The organism is Aeromonas sp. 603757, from assembly GCF_049171255.1.
In the GTDB taxonomy this organism is placed as follows: Bacteria; Pseudomonadota; Gammaproteobacteria; order Enterobacterales; family Aeromonadaceae; genus Aeromonas; species Aeromonas veronii_A.
In genome coordinates, this window is the sequence record NZ_JAAKOE010000002.1 from 167,664 (window position 1) to 187,891 (window position 20,228).

The following is a 20,228-nucleotide window of genomic DNA, read 5'->3' on the forward strand; positions in this document are numbered from 1 at the left end:
CCCACACTTTTGTGGTTTGCTCGTTGGTGGCTTATCTAATAAGGGGTAGTTTTTGGCTATTAACCTACACGGAGAGAGCACTATGACCAGGGAACTGAACAGCTTGTTGGCCCGGCTTGAAGATGTGGTTGAGCGGATGCCGGATTGCTTCAACACCTACGAATTCGCCCAGAAGCTGGCACTGCAATATCAGCCGGAGTTCTTTGCCGCGGGCCACTCTCTGGCCGAGCACGAGGGCAAGGTACTGCGGGTGCTGCACCAGAAGATCGCCGAGGCGCTGGCAGGCAGCGAGAGGGTGATTGAAGGGGCACTGCTCCCCTGCGTCACCCCCTGGGGGGAGAAGGCGACCTCACCGCGTTGGCACCGCAAACACTGAGGATCCGGTCAGGCAGATCACTGCCAGATAGCAGATAACGAACAACGATAAAGGGCGCGGCGCTGACAACAGGGCCGCGCTTTTTTTATGCAGATTGTCGCCAGCAGCGCCCCCGCTGCCGGGAGCAAAGGCCCGGTCTGTGATCCCATGCCGGGATACGAGACCGTCAGCCGGGTAGACTCTCCCTTTTGTCGCAGGGTTTGTCACCGTAGGAATTTCTCATGACCCATAAAATCATTCTGGATACCGACCCGGGTATCGACGATGCCATGGCCATCCTGTTTGCCGAGGCCCACCCCGCCATCGAGCTGCTCGCCATCACCACAGTTTTTGGTAACGCCACCATCGACAATGGTACCCGCAACGCCCTCTGGCTCAAGCAGAAGTACGGCATGAAGGTGGATGTGGCCAAAGGCGCGGCTGCCCCGCTGCTGCGCGAGCCGGTCGGCCCTACCACCATAGTCCACGGCCCGAGCGGCTTTGGCGACATGGAGGCGGGGGAGGTGACTATCGCTCCGGATCCCCGCCCCGCCTGGCAATATATTGTCGAGGCGGTCAAAGCCGCACCGGGGGAGATCACCCTGGTCACTATCGGCCCGCTGACCAATCTGGCGCTGGCGCTGCAACAGGCGCCCGAGATTGTCTCGCTGGTGAAACAGGTGGTAGTGATGGGAGGAGCCTTTGGCGTCAACGGCCATCGCGGCAACGTCACCCCCTATGCCGAAGCCAATATCCACGACGATCCCGATGCCGCCGACCGGGTCTTTACCGCCGATTGGCCGGTAGTGATCATCGGGCTGGACGTGACTCAGCAGAGCTTCTTCAGCAGCGCCTATCTGGATGAGCTCAGGGACAAGGCGGGGGAGCCGGGCCGCTTCCTGTGGGATGTCAGCCGCTTCTACCTGCGCTTCTACTCCGAGAAGCTGGGGCTCTCTGGTTGCCACGTTCACGATCCGTCCGCCATCGCCTATGTCATTGACCCGACCCTCTTTACCCTGCGCGAGGGGCCGGTGCGGGTGATTACCAGCGGCCCGGCCATCGGCCACACCCTGCAAAAGTTCGATGGCAAACGCCACTCCCACGATGATTGGGCAGCCTATCGTCCGCCGCAGGTCGGGGTGGCGGTGCGCGATGAAGCCTTGCTGGCGCTCTATCGCGAGACGCTGGTGGGCTGGGGCAAGGATTGCTGAGCAAAGAGGCGCTATTGCGTTGACGCGGGGGCTGTGATCGGCGCCAAACAATCGGAACGCTCGGCCGCTTATACTGCCTTATATCAAGAGCTTGGGAGGGATGAAGATGGCCTGGATTTCCTTGATAGTGGCGATAGCCCTGATCTGGTGGTTGATGAAGCTGGGGCGTGGCGCCCTGTTCGAGATCCGTCTTGCCCCCGGCAAGGTAGTGGTCAAGCAGGGCAAGGTGTCACCCGCCTTTATTGAGCATGCCAAGCAGATCCTGCGCCACGACACGGTGCGCGGTCGCATTGTGGGGCAGCGTGATGGCGATGGTGTAAAGCTGATCTTCTCCCGCTCCATCCCCGAGCCGGTGGCCCAGCGTTTTCGCAATATCTTCCCTTATGGCGATTACCGCCAGCCAACGGCGCCGCTGCCGGGGCCAAAATCCCGCAAGGGATAAGCACCGGAACCTGGTTCATCAATAGCAAACGGGCCTCCAGTGGAGGCCCGTTTTTTATGGCACTTGGCCAAGAGAGGGCTGACAGCCCTTACTCTTTACCGTGCAGCTCGCGCTGGGCCTTGACCGCAGCCGCCTTGACGGCGGTGCCTTCATTGCCCCAGGAGGCGCGCAGGGTGTTGACCAGCTCGGCGAGCCGCTCATCATCCATGGTCCAGCCATAGCCCGGCATGTGGTAACCCAGATGGCCGTGGGTGACCGGTGTTTCGGCGCCGTGCAGCAACACGTTGATCAGGCTCGACGGATCGCTCGCCAGCACGGTGCGGTTGTTCACCAGCGAGGGGATGACGTGGTCATTGCCCTGGCCGTTGACCCCGTGACAGGTGGAGCAGTACATGGCGTAGTCCGCCTTGCCGCTGGCACTGGCGTAGGCGCGGGCCCCTTTCTCCGCCACCGGTTCATCTTTCAGATCGGTCAGATAGGTGGCGATGCTGGCCAGATCGGCGTCGCTGAAATACTGGCTGCTGTGAGTGATCACTTCCCCCATGGGGCCCGCGACCGCTTCATGCTGGCTGCGGCCGGTTTTCAGCAGATCGATCAGCGCCTGCTTGCTGTAACGGCTGCCGCGAATGTCGGGGGCATACCAGCCATCCAGCGCCGCCCCGCTCAGGTAGACAGGGTCCGCCTCGGTCAGCGCTTTCTCCTGCATGCCAAGCCCGCGCGGAGTGTGGCAGCTGCCGCAGTGGCCGGCACCCTGCACCAGATAGGCGCCGCGGTTCCACTCCTCGCTCTTGCCTGCGACCGGGGTGAAGCGGCTGTCATCGTGGTAGATCCAGTTCCAGCCCATCAGCGGCCAGCGCATGTTGAGGGGCCAGGGGATGTCGCTCTCCTTGTTGGCGATGGCCAGCGGCTGTACCTCCTTCATCAGGTAGTGATAGAGATCTTCGAGATCCTTATCGCTCATCTTGGCGTAGGCGGTGTAGGGCATGGCCGGATAGAGGCGATGGCCATCGCGGGCCACCCCTTCGCGCATCACCTTGATGAACTCCGGCAGGCTGTAGTTGCCGATACCGTGGGTCTTGTCGGGGGTGATGTTGGTGGCAAATACGGTGCCGATGGGGGTCGGGAACCCTTTGCCGCCCGCCAGCGGCTTGCTGGTTTCGCTGGTGTGACAGGCGGCGCAATCGCCGAGCTTGGCCACGTATTCCCCCGCCGACATGGCGTGGGCGGCAAGGGCAGGCAGGGCCAGCAGCAGGGCGCTGGCGGTCAGTGACAGGGCGCGGCTCATTGGGCACCTCCCTTGCTCATGGCAACCAGCTCGTTGACGGCGCGCCACGCTTCGTCGATGGCGGCGTGGGCGTAGGGGCTCCAGCCTGCATCCGAGTTGGCGATGGTGATGTTGCCGATCGGCTGGCGACCCAGTTCAATCCATTTTTCGCACTGTGTTTCGTCATCAAACAGGGTGTTGGTGACATAGGAGTAGCCGTGAGACCAGCGGTTGACCGTGATGGCGAGGATATCCTGCTCATGGTTAAAACCGGCGCTGCCGAGCATCCCTTGCAGCTGTTCGCGGATCATCTGCTCATGCTGTTCGAACGGCATGCCGAGGATCATGGCGCGCCCCTTTCGGGACTGTTCGCGGGCCGACAGACCGCTGCCCGGCAGGGTCGGCACATAGACCATGTGCAGGCACATCGGCTGATCCGGGCTCTTGGGATGCTCGTAGCCACCCATGCTGACTGGATAGTCGAGCTTGACCCGGCTGTAGGGGGCTGCGGGGGAGTAGACCTCGTGCACCCCCAGCTTGACGAAGGCTTGCCAGTTCTTGATCACCACCTTGGTGTAGACCAGCGGCGCCTTGGCATTCTGGCGCAGCGCCTCCTTCTGGGGCTCCGGCATCTCGGGCACCATGTAGGGGATCATCATGTTGTAGCCCGCCATGATCGACTGCTTGGTCCGCACCCGATGCAGTTTCCCCTCCTTGATGTAGGTGACATCCACAGCCAGCTTGCCGTCGGCGAGGCGCACGTTTTTGGCCTGCAATGCCGTGCTGCCAAGGCGCAGTTGCACCTTGTGCTCAGGCAGGTCGAGTTTGCTGTAGTCAAACTTGGCCAGCACCACATCCTGCATGGTGTGACCCGGCGCCACTTGCGGAATGAGCTTGCGCACCATCAGGCGGGTGAGACCGGCGTTGCCATCGGGGAAGTGGAAGATGTAGGGATCGTCCAGCTCCGCCTGCTCCTCGGCATCCAGCGGCGTCAGATTGAGGCCGTCGAACCCCGGCAAGGCGCAGAGGCGCGCATCGGCGCAGGCGGTGGCGTCGATGCCGACCGCCTGGAAGTCGTTGGTGCGCTGCTGGAAGTAAGTGATCGCCCGCTCGCTGAGGCCCACTTTATCGCGCAGGAAGGTGGTGTAGCTGTTGCGGGTCACCCACTCGTCCTGCTGCTCGCGGGTCATGCCGCTCAGGTAGTCGATCTTCGCTTCGTGCAGGGCCAACAGGGCGGCCTTGTCAGCATCATCGAGGGGGAAGTCACCGATAAATTCTGCCAGCGGACGACCGTTCAGGCGATCGCGCGGGATATCGTCCGCCACGTTGTGGCCCGGATCCCCGTTCACTATCTTGTTGATGCCAAAGTGCTTCTCGTCGAAATAGACGCCGCGGCTCAGCCCCAGATCCGGATAGAAGGTCTGCTGGAAACCGGCGGCCAGCTCGTCGATGTTGACCTCCAGCGCCTTGAGCAGACCGAGCGCAACCGGGCTGTAGACCGAACGCGGTGATTGCAGGGATTCACTGCCGCCGTAACCCAGACGCAGGCCATCGGGGGTGGTGAACTCGTTGCGCTTGGCGTGGCCGCCGAAGTCATCGTGGTTGTCGAGTAGCAGGATCTTCTTATCCGCGCCGAGCAGTTGCTGATAGAAGCAGGCGGCGGCCAGACCGCTGATCCCGGCGCCGACGATCACCAGATCGTACTCCCCCTCAAGGGGAATATTGGCGAAGTCATACTGCTTGCCGTCACGGGCGATGCTGTGGGCCGGTTCGAAGGAGCCCGGGTGGTTGCCGCGCAGCCCGGTGAGGGCGGGCGGGTAGGCTAGGGTTTTATCCGCCAGCGTGCTGCCGCCTTCGGCAGCCTTGAGCAGATTGATGGGGGCGACGCCTGCCGCAATGGTGATGGCAACGCCGTTGAGAAAATCTCTGCGTGTAATACTCATGGCAATACCTGCTGTATGAAAAATGGAAAAGTACAGAGTGGGGTAGCTGGCCAGCAGCAAGAGGACGCAACCTACCGCCATATTTTTATGGCGTCTATATGGGTTGATAATAACTTATTAAACAGATTGATCAAACGAGTATGGAGTGACATATCTGTTTGGGTTCGAATTGTTAAAAAACAATCCAGCTAAAAAATATCGTGCTGTGTTCTGTTCGTCGCGTTTAATTACGTAAATGATGATGAGTTCAAATTGTCGCAGATCATCAAAGTCGACAGGTGTTTATTATTCATGCTGGAGGATTAATTTTTCGTCATATATACCCATATGCTATGTAAGGTTAGTTGGCGAGATAATGCTCCCTGTCCAATTATAAATTGAGAAGAGAGTGTCATTGATTAATTATGGGAAAAGGCGCCATTAATAGTGATACGGATGCAAAATTAACATTTTTCACATGCTGAGGCCAAGTTTGGCACAATCTTAAGATTAATTTTCCATGTTGTTTACATGTTCCGGTTCTGATCACAATGTTGCCCGTTTTTACAACTTTAGCCTTGCGACCATAAGGACACTGCATGAGACCTTTTGAATTAAAGAGGGGCTTGGGTGCTTTGCTGTTGATCGCATCGGCCAGCTTGCTGACCGGCTGCGACATGGCCTTGATGAATCCCAAAGGGCAGATTGGTCTGGAACAGAAATCACTGATATTAACCGCCTTGGGGCTGATGTTAATTGTGGTGATCCCTGTGATTATTATGGCGGTGGTCTTTGCTCGTAAATACCGGGCATCAAATACCAATGCCAAATATACTCCGGATTGGTCTCACTCCAATAAAATTGAGGCGGTTGTCTGGACCGTACCAGTTATTATCATCGTCATTCTGGCAACCATTACCTGGAAAACTTCCCACGAACTGGATCCCTACAAGCCGCTGGAGTCCACGGTGAAGCCGATCCAGATTGATGTTATTTCCCTCGACTGGAAATGGCTGTTTGTCTACCCAGAATTAGGGATTGCCTCGGTCAATGAATTAGCATTCCCGGTCAATACCCCCGTCAATTTCCGGGTGACTTCAGACACTGTCATGAACTCCTTCTTCATTCCCAAGCTGGGCGGGCAAATTTATGCCATGGCAGGTATGCAGACCAAGTTGCATCTCATTGCCAATGAAGCAGGCGCGTATGACGGTATCTCCAGCAGTTATAGCGGAGCCGGTTTCTCGGGCATGAAGTTCAAGGCGATTGCTACGCAGGATCAGGCCGGTTTTGATACCTGGGTTGCCAAAGTCAAGGCCTCTCCCAAGATGCTGACCACCATGGATGAGTTCAATGCGCTGGCCAAGAAGAGCGAAAACCACCCAGTAGAGTATTTCTCAAGTGCCGATCCGGCCCTTTTCGTCAAGCTGATCAACAAGTTTATGGGTGACATGGGGCATGGCGAGCACAAGGGGATGACCCATAAAGCCCCCTCAGAGCATGGCGCCGCCATGAATCACGATGACATGGCACATATGCAGATGGACCATGCCGCTATGGCGCATGACGGGCAGAAGGAGCATGCCGGACATATGAACGCGCCGTTGGATAACAAGGCTGTGCAAGCAGGATCCGAGGAATAACCGATGTTTGGAAAATTAACACTCGATGCCATTCCGTTCCATGAACCCATCATCATGGTGACGGTAGCCGGTATCATTTTGGGGGGGCTGGCCGTTGCCGGCCTGATCACCTATTTCGGCAAGTGGCAATATCTGTGGAAAGAGTGGCTTACCTCGGTCGACCACAAGCGTCTTGGGGTCATGTATCTGATCCTGGGTATGGTCATGATGCTGCGCGGCTTCGCCGACGCTGTGATGATGCGTACCCAGCAGGTGATGGCTTCGGCTGGTGGTGACGGCATTTTACCGCCCCACCACTACGACCAGATCTTCACCGCCCACGGGGTCATCATGATCTTCTTCGTGGCGATGCCACTGGTGATCGGTCTGATGAATATCGTCGTGCCGCTCCAGATCGGTGCCCGTGATGTGGCTTTTCCCTTCCTCAACAACATCAGCTTCTGGTTCACCGCCGCTGCCGTGGTGTTGATCAACATCTCCCTCGGGGTCGGTGAATTCGCCCAGACCGGCTGGCTGGCCTATCCGCCCCTCTCTGGGCTGGAGTACAGCCCGGGGGTCGGGGTTGATTACTGGATCTGGAGTCTGCAGATATCGGGTCTGGGCACCTTGCTGACTGGCGTCAACTTCTTCGCCACCATCATCAAGATGCGCGCTCCTGGCATGACCATGATGCGTCTGCCGGTGTTCACCTGGACGGCTTTGTGCTCCAACGTGCTGATCATCGCCTCCTTCCCGATCCTGACCGTTACCATCGCCCTGCTCACCGCAGACCGCTATCTGGGTACCCATTTCTTTACCAATGACATGGGTGGCAACATGATGATGTACATCAACCTGATCTGGGCCTGGGGCCACCCCGAGGTTTATATCCTGGTGTTGCCGGTATTCGGGATCTTCTCCGAAGTAGTGGCCACCTTCAGCAAGAAGCGGTTGTTCGGCTACACCTCGCTGGTATGGGCGACCATTGCCATTACCGTGCTCTCCTTCATTGTCTGGTTGCACCACTTCTTCACCATGGGCTCGGGCGCAAACGTGAATGCCTTCTTCGGCATTACCACCATGATCATCTCCATCCCGACCGGGGTGAAGATCTTCAACTGGTTGTTCACCATGTACCGTGGTCGCATCGAGTTCACCTCACCCATGCTGTGGACCGTCGGTTTCATCATCACCTTCACCATAGGTGGCATGACAGGGGTACTGCTCTCGGTGCCGGCGGCCAACTTCGTGTTGCACAACAGCCTGTTCCTCATCGCTCACTTCCATAACGTCATCATTGGTGCCGTGGTATTTGGCTGCTTTGCCGGTATCACCTACTGGTTCCCCAAGGCGTTCGGCTTCACCCTGAACGAAACCTGGGGCAAGCGTGCTTTCTGGTGCTGGATTATCGGCTTCTTTGTTGCCTTCATGCCGCTTTACGTACTGGGCTTCATGGGGATGACCCGCCGCATCAGCCAACAGCTGGATCCGGCCTTCCACCCCTGGCTGGTGGTAGCAGCATGTGGTGCCGGCCTGATTGCCCTTGGTGTCTTGTGCCAGGTGATCCAGCTGGTGGTCAGCATCCGTGACCGCGAGCAGAACCGTGATGTGAGTGGTGACCCCTGGGGTGGCCGGACGCTGGAGTGGGCGACCTCTTCACCGCCGCCCTTCTACAACTTCGCCATCGAGCCGAAGATCACCGGTCTGGATGCCTTCTGGGAGGCCAAGCAAAACGGTTCAGCCTATCAGCAGCCCAAGCAGTATGCGCCGATCCACATGCCCAAGAACACCGGGGCAGGGGTGATCATCGCGGGCTTCAGCGCCATCTTTGGCTTTGCCATGATCTGGCATATCTGGTGGATGGCCATCCTTGCCTTTGCCGCCATGATTGGCAGTTGGATCATCCACAGCTTCAACGATGACGTGGACTACTACGTCCAGGTTGACGAGATCACGCGCATCGAAGATCAGCATTTTGCCAACATCAACAAGGGGGCTTAGTGCTATGACCACTGGCGTTTCATATCACATTCACGTCTACGGTGCCCGGAGGGTATGGGCACCCGAAGGTCAGCATTTTGCCAACATTAACAAGGGGGCGTGACGCTATGGCGACCGACGTTCTACATCACACTCACGAGAGTGCCCATGACCATGGGCACCATGATGCCGGTGCCAACAAGGTGTTTGGTTTCTGGATCTACCTGATGAGTGACTGCATTCTGTTTGCATGTCTGTTTGCAACCTATGCGGTCCTGGTCAACTGCACTGCCGGCGGTCCGAGCGGCAAGGATATCTTCGAACTGCCGTTCGTATTTGCCGAAACCATGCTGCTGCTGTTGAGCTCCATCACCTTCGGTTTTGCCATGTTGGCGATGAACAAGAACCGGGTGTCTACCGTCAATGGCTGGTTGCTGGTGACCTTTGTGCTGGGTGCCGGTTTTATCGCGATGGAGATCTACGAGTTCCATCACCTGATCGCAGAAGGTTACGGCCCGGATCGCAGCGCCTTCCTCTCCGCCTTCTTCACCCTGGTCGGTACCCACGGTATCCACGTCACCAGCGGCCTTATCTGGATCATCGTGATGATGGTGCTGGTGGCCAAGAAGGGGCTGACCGATCGCAACCGCTCCCGCCTGATGTGCCTGAGCCTGTTCTGGCACTTCCTCGACGTGGTGTGGATCTGCGTCTTTACCGTGGTCTATCTGATGGGGGCAATGTAAATGAGTCATTCCGTTGATAATCACGGCGCCAGCCACGGCAGCGCCAAGAGCTACCTGATCGGCTTCGTGCTGTCACTGATCCTGACTGCCGTACCGTTCTGGATGGTGATAGACGGCTCCGCCTCCCACACCACCGTGCTGGCCACCGTGGTTGGCATGGCGGTGGTGCAGATCTTTGTCCATCTGGTCTACTTCCTGCACATGAACACCTCGTCCGAGGAGCGCTGGAACCTGGTGGCACTGGTCTTTACCGTGCTCATCATTGCCATCGTGGTCGTGGGTTCCCTGTGGATCATGTACAACCTCAACATCAACATGATGGTCCACTGAGCAGGCTGGCAATGATGAAGCAATACCTGCAAGTGACCAAGCCGGGCATCATCTTCGGCAACCTCATCTCGGTGATCGGGGGATTTCTGCTGGCTTCAAAAGGAAGCCTGGACCTGCCCCTGTTCATGCTGACCATGGTGGGTGTTTCGCTGGTGGTGGCCTCCGGTTGCGTGTTCAACAACTACATCGACCGGGATATCGACTGCATCATGGAGCGCACCAAGAACCGTGCTCTGGTGAAGGGGCTGATCGCCCCCGGCGTATCGCTCTGGTACGCCACCGCGCTTGGCATGGCGGGCATTGCACTGCTCTATTGGGCGGCCAATCCGTTGGCTGCTCTGCTGGCGGTGCTGGGCTTCATTGTCTATGTGGGGGTCTACAGCCTCTACATGAAGCGTCACTCGGTCTACGGCACCCTGGTGGGCAGCCTCTCCGGCGCCGCGCCGCCGGTCATCGGCTACTGTGCGGTGAGCGGTCAGTTCGACTCGGGGGCCTTGATCCTGCTGGCGATCTTCAGCCTGTGGCAGATGCCGCACTCCTATGCGATCGCCATTTTCCGCTTCAAGGATTATCAGGCGGCCAACATTCCGGTGTTGCCGGTGGTGAAGGGAATTTCGGTGGCCAAGCACCACATCACCCTCTACATCCTGGCCTTTATGGTGCCGACCCTGATGCTGTTCCTCGGCGGTTACGCCGGCTACAAGTATCTGGTGGTGGCCACTGCGGTGAGTGTCTGGTGGCTGGGGATGGCGCTGTCGGGTTACAAACAACTGGTTGATGATGCTCTCTGGGCGCGCAAGCTGTTTATGTTTTCCATCGTCACCATTACCTGTCTGAGTGTCATGATGTCGGTAGACTTCCAGCCAGAGGCCGAGCCTGTGGCGCTGGTGAGCATGTTGCTCCGATAGTGTGCGTTGCTTCCGATTGCATGAGATCCAGAGCCGGGAACCTCCCCGGCTCTGTTATTATGGGGCCGCCCATCGGGTACTTTTCCCCTCTGTCGGGTGTGGCATGGCGCGTGTCGGCCACCCCTTGAGTCTTCCTTTTCCCTGACCTATCGAGGCCATCATGAATGATTTCACCATGACGAGGGGCGAGCGCCGTGCCACCTGGGCGCTCGGCTCCGTCTTCTCGTTGCGCATGCTCGGCATGTTTATGGTGCTGCCGGTGCTGACCACCTACGGCATGTCGCTGGCGGGGGCCTCCGAGGCGCTCATCGGCCTGGCCATCGGCATCTACGGCATGACCCAGGCGCTGTTCCAGATCCCGTTCGGTCTGCTCTCCGACAAGGTGGGCCGCAAGCCCCTCATCGTCGGCGGCCTGCTGATGTTTGCCCTCGGCAGCGTGATCGCGGCGCTGACCCACTCCATCTGGGGCGTCATCGCCGGCCGCGCCCTGCAGGGCAGCGGCGCCATCTCGGCCGCCGTGATGGCGCTCTTGTCGGATCTCACCCGCGAGCAGAACCGCACCAAGGCGATGGCCTTCATCGGGGTGAGCTTTGGCATCACCTTCGCCATCGCCATGGTGACCGGCCCCCTCATCACTCATGCGCTGGGACTCTCCGGCCTGTTCTGGCTCATCGCCCTGCTGGCGCTGGGGGGCATTGCCGTCACCCTCTGGCTGGTGCCGACACCGACAACTCATCTGCTCAATCGCGAGTCCGGCATGGTCAGGGGCGGGATGCGCACTGTGCTGACCAATCCGCGCCTGCTCAAACTCAATCTCGGCATTTTGTGCGTGCATACCCTGTTGATGTCGAGCTTCGTGGCGTTGCCGCCGCTGCTGGAGCAAGCGGGTCTGCCTCGGGACAGCCAGTGGCAGGCTTATCTGGTCACCATGCTGATTGCCTTCGTCAGCGTTGTACCCTTCATCATCTATGCCGAGACGCGCAGAAAGATGAAGTTGGTGTTCCAGATCTGCGTGCTGGTGATGCTCAGCGCCGAAGTGGTGCTGTGGCAGGCTGGCCTGCAGCTGTGGGGCCTGCTCGCCGGCCTGCAGCTCTTCTTCATCGGCTTCAACGTGATGGAGGCGTTGCTGCCATCCCTGATCAGCAAGGAGTCGCCACCGGGTTACAAGGGTACGGCCATGGGGATCTACTCCACCAGCCAGTTTATCGGAGTGGCTATCGGTGGCAGCCTGGGGGGCCTGCTCTACAGTCTGGGTGGTGGCGCCCTGGTGTTTGGCGGCTGCTCTGCGCTGGCCCTTGTCTGGCTCGGGGTCTGCCTCACCATGCAGGAGCCCCCCTATGTGAGCAGTCTGCGCATCCTGTTACCGGAAGGGGTGGAGGCGAGTCCTGCACTGGAGCAGAAACTCCGAGCCTGCGACGGGGTGAACGATGTACTGCTGGCACGGAAGGAACGTTCGCTCTATGTGAAGGTGGACAGCAAGCGGGTCAGTCGCCAGGATCTGGAGCTGCTGGTGATCGACGCCGGACACTGATCGCGCTAAGCTCGGTTCGGATCTGCAACTACTTGTTTTTGAAAACAGTCTGGAGGCGCAATGAACTGGTATATCTCGGTCCTCAAGCAATATGCGGTATTTAGCGGACGGGCCCGTCGCACCGAATACTGGATGTTCGTGCTGTGCAACGTCATCGTCATGTTGCTGCTCGGCATGGTGGACAAGCTGATCGGCGGCGATAAGGAGCTGGTAAGCTCGATCTATTCGCTGGCTGTGCTGCTGCCATCTCTGGCGGTGGCGGCCCGTCGTCTGCACGATACCGACCGCAGCGCTTGGTGGCTGCTGCTCGGGCTTATCCCCATTATCGGCACCCTGGTGCTTATCTACTTTATGGTTTGCAATGGCCAGCAGGGGCCAAACCGCTTCGGTGACGATCCCAAAGCGGCCCCCTCACAGGGCTTTATCGTCAGCTAATGGGCGAGGCTTGGCCAATCATCGGTCAATAAAAGAGAGGGAGGCATCGCGCCTCCCTCTCTTTTTCGTGTTGATGGCCGATCAACGCTCGATCAGCGGGGCGGAGCGGTAGCTCCACATGCCGTAGGTGCGCAGGGCGTCGCGGTAGATGCCGAGCAGCTCACTCTCGCTCGGGGTGGCCAGCTCCTCGAGGGGCTTGTCGGGGTAGCTGACGCTCGCCACCTTGATGTTGGCCGGGCCAATCTGGTCGCAGGCGATTTCCAGCACCGTCTGGCCGCGGCGTACATGGCTGGCGGAGCTTACCAGCACCGCATAGTCAATCTGGTGGCGGGCGAGGGCATAGGCGCTGTAGAGGGCGTTATCCACCGTGCTGGTGGCGTAGTTCTCTTCAATCAGGCGGCTGCGGTCGATGCCGTGGTTGGCCAGCCAGTCAGCCATCAGCTTGCCCTCGGTCTGGCGGTTCTGGGGCACGCCGCCGGTCAGGATGATCAGCGCTTCCGGGTCGGCTTTGGCCAGCTCAAGGGTGGTTTGCAGACGGCCCAGCAGGATCTTGTCCATGCTGCCGTCGGGATTGAGGGCGTAGCCCAGGGTGACGATGGCGCGTTTGCCCTCCCTGCTGGCCTTGACCTGATCCTCGGTCAGTTCGGTCTGCAGCGGGGCGGCGGTGATCCGCTGCACCCGGGCGATGATCTCCTCCAGATCGGCGGCGCGGCCACTGTTGCGATCCGCCACTTTCGCCAGATAGCTGCGGGAGGCATCCTTGTTGCCCTTCACCAGCTGCCAGATGGCGAGATAACTGTTGATGTCGAGATCATCGGGAGCGACGGCCTGCGCCTGCTCCAGCAAGGTGATGGCGCGGCTCAGGTTGCCGTTGTAGATCTGGGCGTTGGCCGCCGAGATGAGCAGGTCGGTGCGGTAGGGTTCCAGCTGGTAGGCGGCCAACAGCCGCTCGGTCACCAGCTCCATATTGCTCGGCATCTTGGCGGTAAAACCGGCGTGGGAGATCTTGGCTGGCGACTTGTAGATCTGCAGCGCTTCGCCGAGCAACATGTCCACCGCCTGGCGTTTGCTGACCAGAGTATTGAGGTCGTGCTCCATTTGCATCGAGCTCTCGGCCGCTTGCAGGGCGAGGGGCGAGAGCGCCAGCAGGCCGCCGAGGGTGAGGGCAAGAAGGGTCTGTTTCATCAAAAGGTCCTCTGTCGGGCTGAATCGCGTCGTGGGCTCCGGTTTGCGGGCCGATGGGATAAGGCAAATGTGCGTCAATTCAGTCTGTTAGTGCCAAAGAGAGGGCAATATACCAGTTAACGGTGCGGCAAACTGTGAGTCGGGGCGGGTCGTCGGGTGATGCCACACCAGTGGCCGCAAAAGTGGCCGTAACGGGTCAGCTGCCATCTGAAAAGGACAGGGGGAGCGTGACTCCCCCTGCTGGGAGGGGCGCGGGCCCCTTCCTCTATCGCGATTCAAGAGAGATGGGGTGTCAATCCATCTGTTGGCGAGTGTTCGCGGTCAGTTCCACATCGGGGATATGCGGGCTTCCAGCGTCTCTTGCTGCTCTTCGGGCATATCGCTGAAGAAGTTGAGCCGGGTTTGCTCCTCCACCTCACGTACCGAGACCCGGTAGTCGGCGATCTGGCTGATGGGCACCTCTTCCTGCGGCATGATAAAGGCGATGGCCTGCAGTCTGGCCGGGTCCATCACGATCTTGTAGTAGGCGCTCGGGATCGCCACACCCTGACCGATGGACTCTTCAGAGCCGGTAAAGATGGGGCCGGTGATCACCTGCACATCCTTGCGGGAGACCGCCCACTTGTTCACCTTGTCCTCCAGCACGCGCCACGCCTTCTGGTTGAGCACCCCGATCTGCGGTGTCATGTTGCTCAGCAGGAAGCTCTCTTTCATGGTGTTCTTGTTCGATTTCATGTCCCCCGCCGGGGCCTGATGGCCACGGTCGTAGCCCGAGCCCTTGTAGTCGGAGAGGGTGGCGCGGTAGGCGACCGGGATCTCCCTGTCCTCGGCGAAGGCATCCTTGCGGGGCACTGTGCCCTGTGCGCTCTGGGCGGTCATTCGGTAGGAGACCCAGTCCGCCACCTTGTAGTCGTAGTTGTAGCCGACGGCATACCCTTCACGGCAGAGCTTCTGATCCGATTCGGAGGGCAGGCCGAAGCGCACGTGCTGGCCGCATTCCCAGTGGGCGGCCAGCAAGGGGGTGGCAGTGAGGGTGAGGGTAACAGCCAGAACCAATTTATTGATTTTTATCATTTTTGTGATGCTCCAGTTTAGTAGGCGGAGCCATTTGACATGAGATCTGACCAGCGCTTCAATTGCTGTTTTTTTACACGTCACCGTTCTGTGACGGCTCGCCAAGATCCGTGATGTGACTGGTTAATATGTTTTAAATCAGTGGCTTGGTCGGTGGGATGATGTGCGATTGCTCGGCAGGCAACGAAAAGGGGCCCGTGAAGGGCCCCTTGTGATAGGTGGAGTCTGACGGCTATCAGGCGGCGTTTTCCTTGTTGCCCAGCGTGCGGGCCAGCAGACCTTCCGGATTGTGAATCGCCTCCTTGGTCTTCACATCGATGACTTCGATATCGGTGAAGCGTTCACGGTATTTGATGGCCACATCGTGGGCGAAGATGACGTAGCGGGCGTTGGCGACATCCTTGGCGGTGATGCGGTTGATGATGCCGTTGGCGCCCTGGGTCTCGACCTTGATCTTGATCCCCTGCTTGGCGGCGGCTTTCTGCAGGCTCTTGGCGGCCAGGAAGGTGTGGGCCACGCCAGACGGGCAGGCAGTGATGGCCAGTACGTCTGCTTCCCCTTCCGCTTCAATGACTTCGAAGCTGGTTTGGGTGGTGGTTACATCATCTTCTTCGCTCACCGGCTTCTTCAGCAGGTTGACGATGATGGCGGTGGTCAGGGAGCCGAGGATGGTACCCAGGATGTAGCCCATCTTGCCTTCAACAACCGGCAGGACAATCCAGCCACCCCAGGGGGCGTGGTTGATGCTGTGCATCATGAAGCCGGTGATGTTGCCGACGATACCGCCTGCGACGATGGCTGGGATGACACGCATGGGGTCCGCGGCGGCAAACGGGATTGCACCTTCGCTGATACCGATCATGCCCATGATGGCGGCCGCTTTGCCGGATTCACGCTCCTCTTTCTTGTAACGCTTCGGAGACATCAGGGTAGCCAGTGCCATACCGAGCGGCGGCACACAGATGGCGATACCGACGCCGCCCATCAGCCAGGGCTGGGTGTTGACCTGAGTCTGGGCAAACAGGGTAGCAACCTTGTTGACCGGGCCGCCCATATCGAAGGCGGTCATACCACCCAGAATGGCACCCAGCATCACTTTACCTGAGCCCGCCATGCTGGAGAGCCAGTGGTTCATCCCTTCCATCATGGCGGCGATCGGGGCACCGATCCCCCACATCACGATGCCGCACACCAGAAAGGTACCGATCAGCGGATAGATGAAGATGGAACCGAGGGAGGTCATGGAGTCAGGCAGCTTGATCCGTTTGAGCTGATTGACCACGAAACCTGCGATAAAGCCCACCAGAATGGCGCCGAGGAAACCGGTTTGATAGTGCTGAACGGCAATCCAGGAGCCGATCATGCCCGGGGCCAGGCCCGGCTTGTCAGCCAGCGAGTAGGCGATATAGCCACCCAGCACGGCGGTAAACAGGGTCAGACCGGCGATCCCCATGGTTGCCATGTCTTTGAGGAAGCCCGCTTCCGGCACGGCGCCCTTGCCGCTCATCATCACTGACAGGGAGAGCAGCACACCGCCCGCCACGATGAAAGGGATCATGTGGGAAGTACCAAACAGCAGGTGCTGCTTCATGGTATTGAGGCGATCCTTGAAGGTGCGCTCTTCGGGTTCAGCCGGTGCAGTGGCAGCCGGTTTGGCGGCTGGGGCCGGTTTTTGCACTTTCGGGCCTTGCTTGAGCAGGGTCAGCGCTTGCTCGACGGTGGTGGCGGCTTTCATCTGCTCGATAAAGCCCGGTTCCAGCAGACGGGTGGAGAGCTCGGCCAGCACTTCGATGTGGTGGTTGGCGCCGCCATCCGGGGAGGCGATCATGAAGATCAGTTGAGTTGGCTTGCCATCTTCGGCGCCGTACTCGATACCCTGACGGCTGACACCGATGGCAATGGCCGGACGACTGACCGCCTTGCTCTTGGCATGGGGCAGGGCGACACCCTGCTCGAAGCCGGTGCAGTCCAGCTGCTCGCGGGCCCAGATATCCTTGACGAATTGCTGTTGATCAGACACGGCGCCATCGCGCGCCAGCATCTGTGCCATCTCGTCGAACAGAGCCTCCTTGCTGGTGGCCTTCAACTCCAGGCAGATGAGTCTGCCGTTGGTCATGGTGGGTAACATCTCACTCTCCTTCCCTGTAAGGGCTAAGTCATGCGTTGCGAATTGGGCTCATTATTGCCCTCAAGGGTAGGGTTGGACAGGCGATGAATGTAGCAATAACTGGATTTTTGTTGCATGGTTTTGCTGGTGTGATCCAGCTCGCAAAGTGTTGATCTTTAACTCAGTAGTGGTTTTTGTTTAATTAATGGCAGGATGTGACAGCGGTCAAGATATGACAGAAAAACCCTTGTAATGGGATTTACAGCCATTTTTTGCGGTTTATTGCCCGATTTAAGGCATATTTGAGAAAAACGGGTTAATGGCTGATCCTGGGCTTCCCACTGGAAAATAAAATGGCCCAGCGCTGATTGGATTTTATCAATCCATCTGGCGTGGGCCGTCGGGTATCACAAAGTGACATTTTCGGATTGCGTGCTGAATGTCACCTCAATGCTATCGATCGTTACTTTTGTGGCGGGGTATCGCCCATCACGAAGTGGAGGTTGCCCCCCGGTATAAACTCCTTGTGCTCGAAGAAGAGACCATCCTTGAGCGGTTTGCCATTGATGGTGACCGACTGGACATAGCGGTTCTTGGCGCTGTTGTTATCGGCGATGATGGTGAAGGTTCCCCCCTTGACCGGGATGGTCGCTTTGGCAAATAGCGGGCGGCCAATGGTGTAGACGGGATCTGCCGCATTCACCTGATAGAAGCCAAGTGCTGACATCACATACCAGGCAGACATGGAGCCCACATCCTCGTTGCCTATGATGCCTGCCGGGGTGTTCGAGTACATGGTGTCGAGGATGTAGTCGACCGTCTCCTGAGTTTTCCAGGGCTCCGATGTCCAGTTGTAGAGGTAGGGGATATGGTGGGAGGGTTCATTGCCGAAGGCCACCTGACCCATCATCCCGGTCATGTCAGCGGTCTCTGACCCCTGACTCTCGGCGGCAAAGGTGGCGTCCAGATTCTGCTTGAAGGCCTCTTCTCCGCCCATCGCGGTTTTCAGACCCTTGATGTCATGGGGCACAAACCAGGTCCACTGCCAGGCGTTGCCCTCGGTATAGTTGCCGGTCTCATGTTCGGTGCCATAGGGATCAAACGGCGTCATGAAGGCGCCATCGATCATCACCGGACGCATGAAACCGGTCACCCCGTACTGGGCGTATTCGGCCGCATTGTGGTCGAAGTAGCGCTGATAGCCGTTAGAACGGGCCAGATAGCGCGCTTCGGCCGCCGGGTTGCCGGCCGCCTTGGCGATCCGGGCGATGGCCCAGTCATAGAAGGCGTTCTCCAGACCGTAGGAGACCGACTCGAGGGTGTAGTCAGCGAAGACGGGCTGACCGTCGATCCGCTGCACTGCCGGGGCAAAGCCGTTCTTTTCGATGTAATCGATGTGGTTGGTCAGGGTCTTGTCCAGCACCGCCTTGTCCCACTCGGTCGCCAGCATGGGGTAGTTGGTATAGGTGGAGGAGTCGATGGCGGCCGTGAGCGCCAGATTTTTCTCCTGCGCAGTGAAGGCATCGGGGTATTTGGTGATGGCGTCGGCAATCACCACCACTGCCGGATAGCCCACCATGGTGCCTGTCTCATCCCCCAGATGCTCCCACTTGGGCAGCAGGCCGCTCTCCAGATACTTCTGGAGCAGGTTCTTGGCATACTGCACGGCGCGGGTGGGTTCGGTGATGGTTTTAAGCGGGTGCAGCGCTCGCTGGGTGTCCCACAGTGAGTAGACCGAGAAGTTGGGCTGATCTTCGCTTGCCTGGCCATAGTGGATGGAGTAGCTGCCTTCCCCCTTGGCCTGCGCCCCTTTGCCCATGCCGCGGTAGTTGCCATCCACATCCTGATGGACGATGGGGGCGATCTTGGTGTGGTAGAGGGCGGTGTAGAAGATCTCGTTTTGCTCCTTGCTGCCCCCCTCGATGGTGAAATTGAGGGCGTTGGCCCACTTTTCGCGGGCGTTGGCGCGGGCCTCGTCAAACGAAACATCCCCTTCGGCCTGGTAGTTGTTCCATGCGCCGGTGGCATCGACCGCCGATAGGGCAACTTTGGCGTTCAGTTGGGCTGAGCCGCCCTCTTCAAATTCGACGTAAGCGGTGACATCCGCTTTGGATTTGGCCTTGTGCTCGGCGCTCAAGCCCTCTACCGGCACACCACCAGCGAGGATGTAGACCCCTTTGATCTTCTTGTCGAAGGTCGCATGGAAGAAGATCTTCTGGTTTTTCGCCCAGCCGGAGAAGTGAGTCGCATCTCGCTCGCCGGTGATGGTGTAGCCATCTTCGCTGACGGTGAGTTTGTTGCGCAGCGAACTCGATCCCCAGTCGCTGTTGAGGATCGAGTTCAAATCGATCTTCAGCCGTTGGGGTTGCCCCTGCGGATAGGTGTAGCGGTGAAAGCCCACCCGCTCGGAGGCGGTCAGCTCGGCCTTGATGCCATTCTCGGCGATGCGCACCGCATAGTAGCCAGGCTCGGCCTGCTCGAATTTTTTGTCCATTTTGACCGAGATGGCTTTGCGGTAATCATCGCTTTGCTCGATGTATTTGGATTTATCTTCGGTAAAGGGCAGGAACAGAATATCCCCCAGCCCCCCCATGCCGGTGCCTGAGAGGTGGGTGTGGGAAAATCCGAACAGGGTATCTTTGTCAAAGTGATAGCCGGAGGAGGAGTGCCAGCCGATCAACTCGGTATCCGGCGAGAGTTGCACCATGCCCTCCGGTACCACAGGGCCGGGAAAGGTGTGACCGTTAAAGCCAGTGCCAACGAATGGGTTCACATATTGCAACACATTGGTTGGCGTTGGCTTTTGATCGTCGTTATTGTCGCTGCTGTTATCTGAATCGCAGCCGGATAACATGGTTACTGTGCTGGTCAGGGCAATGGCCAGAATATTTTTCTTGAACATATTGAGCGGCTCCATCGGGTAGAGGGTGAGCAGTCATGATCTATTTTTATGAGACCGGAGCGATCCCTGAGCAATATTGGTGCTCGATGGCATTGATCCCGGCGAGCACTATTATTCCCATGCCATCTGTTTCATCGACAGAGTAAAAAAGTGTCATTCACTAGACTTTTGTGGCAAGGCGCGCTGTTTGTGATCCGGGTATCATGTAATTGCGTGC

Annotated in this window: 16 protein-coding genes; 10 read left to right on the forward strand and 6 right to left on the reverse strand. The window is 58.6% G+C overall.

All coding sequences use genetic code 11. From position 1 onward, the window contains the following. The first annotated feature begins 82 nt into the window (after positions 1 to 82). The 3 genes from G5332_RS02590 to G5332_RS02600 all read left to right on the forward strand — a co-directional run bounded on the left by G5332_RS02590 (position 83) and on the right by G5332_RS02600 (position 2,008). The gene (locus G5332_RS02590; RefSeq protein WP_128835396.1) at positions 83 to 376 is read left to right on the forward strand and encodes a hypothetical protein; all 294 of its coding nucleotides are present in this window, start codon (positions 83 to 85) and stop codon (positions 374 to 376) included. A 221-nt stretch (positions 377 to 597) separates the two neighbouring features. After that, positions 598 to 1,566 (forward strand): nucleoside hydrolase, encoded by a 969-nt coding sequence (locus G5332_RS02595; RefSeq protein WP_421311095.1) that lies wholly within the window; start codon positions 598 to 600, stop codon positions 1,564 to 1,566. A 106-nt stretch (positions 1,567 to 1,672) separates the two neighbouring features. Next, positions 1,673 to 2,008, forward strand: coding sequence for a DUF3634 family protein (locus tag G5332_RS02600; protein ID WP_005353195.1), 336 nt, complete (start codon positions 1,673 to 1,675; stop codon positions 2,006 to 2,008). Between the two features lie 88 nt (positions 2,009 to 2,096). On the opposite strand, the gene G5332_RS02605 is transcribed toward G5332_RS02600, so the two are convergent. Further along, entirely contained in the window at positions 2,097 to 3,293 is a 1,197-nt protein-coding gene (locus tag G5332_RS02605; protein ID WP_216953242.1) for a c-type cytochrome, read from the reverse strand. Next, entirely contained in the window at positions 3,290 to 5,215 is a 1,926-nt protein-coding gene (locus G5332_RS02610; protein WP_216953243.1) for an NAD(P)-binding protein, read from the reverse strand. Before G5332_RS02610 ends, G5332_RS02605 begins: the two co-directional genes overlap by 4 nt. Before the next feature lie 578 nt (positions 5,216 to 5,793). Between G5332_RS02610 and cyoA the strand changes: the two genes are divergently transcribed. The 7 genes from cyoA to G5332_RS02645 all read left to right on the forward strand — a co-directional run bounded on the left by cyoA (position 5,794) and on the right by G5332_RS02645 (position 12,743). Continuing rightward, entirely contained in the window at positions 5,794 to 6,837 is a 1,044-nt protein-coding gene (gene cyoA / locus G5332_RS02615; RefSeq protein WP_216953244.1) for a cytochrome o ubiquinol oxidase subunit II, read from the forward strand. A 3-nt stretch (positions 6,838 to 6,840) separates the two neighbouring features. Beyond that, on the forward strand, positions 6,841 to 8,817 hold the full coding sequence (cyoB, locus tag G5332_RS02620) for a cytochrome o ubiquinol oxidase subunit I (RefSeq protein ID WP_227342354.1): 1,977 nt from the start codon (positions 6,841 to 6,843) through the stop codon (positions 8,815 to 8,817). Positions 8,818 to 8,924: 107 nt separating this feature from the next. Further along, positions 8,925 to 9,539: a cytochrome o ubiquinol oxidase subunit III gene (locus G5332_RS02625; RefSeq protein WP_216953246.1), complete on the forward strand. Its 615-nt coding sequence runs from the start codon at positions 8,925 to 8,927 to the stop codon at positions 9,537 to 9,539. Further along, the gene (locus tag G5332_RS02630; RefSeq protein ID WP_216953247.1) at positions 9,540 to 9,869 is read left to right on the forward strand and encodes a cytochrome o ubiquinol oxidase subunit IV; all 330 of its coding nucleotides are present in this window, start codon (positions 9,540 to 9,542) and stop codon (positions 9,867 to 9,869) included. Positions 9,870 to 9,880: 11 nt separating this feature from the next. After that, positions 9,881 to 10,777, forward strand: coding sequence for a heme o synthase (gene cyoE / locus G5332_RS02635; RefSeq protein ID WP_216953248.1), 897 nt, complete (start codon positions 9,881 to 9,883; stop codon positions 10,775 to 10,777). Between the two features lie 160 nt (positions 10,778 to 10,937). Beyond that, on the forward strand, positions 10,938 to 12,308 hold the full coding sequence (locus tag G5332_RS02640; RefSeq protein WP_216953249.1) for an MFS transporter: 1,371 nt from the start codon (positions 10,938 to 10,940) through the stop codon (positions 12,306 to 12,308). Positions 12,309 to 12,368: 60 nt separating this feature from the next. After that, entirely contained in the window at positions 12,369 to 12,743 is a 375-nt protein-coding gene (locus G5332_RS02645) for a DUF805 domain-containing protein (protein ID WP_216953250.1), read from the forward strand. An 81-nt stretch (positions 12,744 to 12,824) separates the two neighbouring features. Here G5332_RS02645 and G5332_RS02650 read toward each other — a convergent pair whose 3' ends face one another. The 4 genes from G5332_RS02650 to G5332_RS02665 all read right to left on the reverse strand — a co-directional run bounded on the left by G5332_RS02650 (position 12,825) and on the right by G5332_RS02665 (position 20,011). After that, on the reverse strand, positions 12,825 to 13,928 hold the full coding sequence (locus G5332_RS02650) for a YdcF family protein (protein ID WP_064341888.1): 1,104 nt from the start codon (positions 13,926 to 13,928) through the stop codon (positions 12,825 to 12,827). Positions 13,929 to 14,249: 321 nt separating this feature from the next. Further along, a complete protein-coding gene (locus G5332_RS02655) occupies positions 14,250 to 15,002 on the reverse strand; it encodes a DNA/RNA non-specific endonuclease (RefSeq protein ID WP_216953251.1) in 753 nt (250 codons plus the stop codon). A 235-nt stretch (positions 15,003 to 15,237) separates the two neighbouring features. Further along, positions 15,238 to 17,130, reverse strand: a complete 1,893-nt coding sequence (locus G5332_RS02660) for a PTS fructose transporter subunit EIIC (protein WP_421311096.1) — start codon at positions 17,128 to 17,130, stop codon at positions 15,238 to 15,240. A gap of 442 nt (positions 17,131 to 17,572) precedes the next feature. Further along, positions 17,573 to 20,011 (reverse strand): GH92 family glycosyl hydrolase, encoded by a 2,439-nt coding sequence (locus G5332_RS02665; protein WP_421171832.1) that lies wholly within the window; start codon positions 20,009 to 20,011, stop codon positions 17,573 to 17,575. Between the last annotated feature and the right edge of the window lie 217 nt (positions 20,012 to 20,228).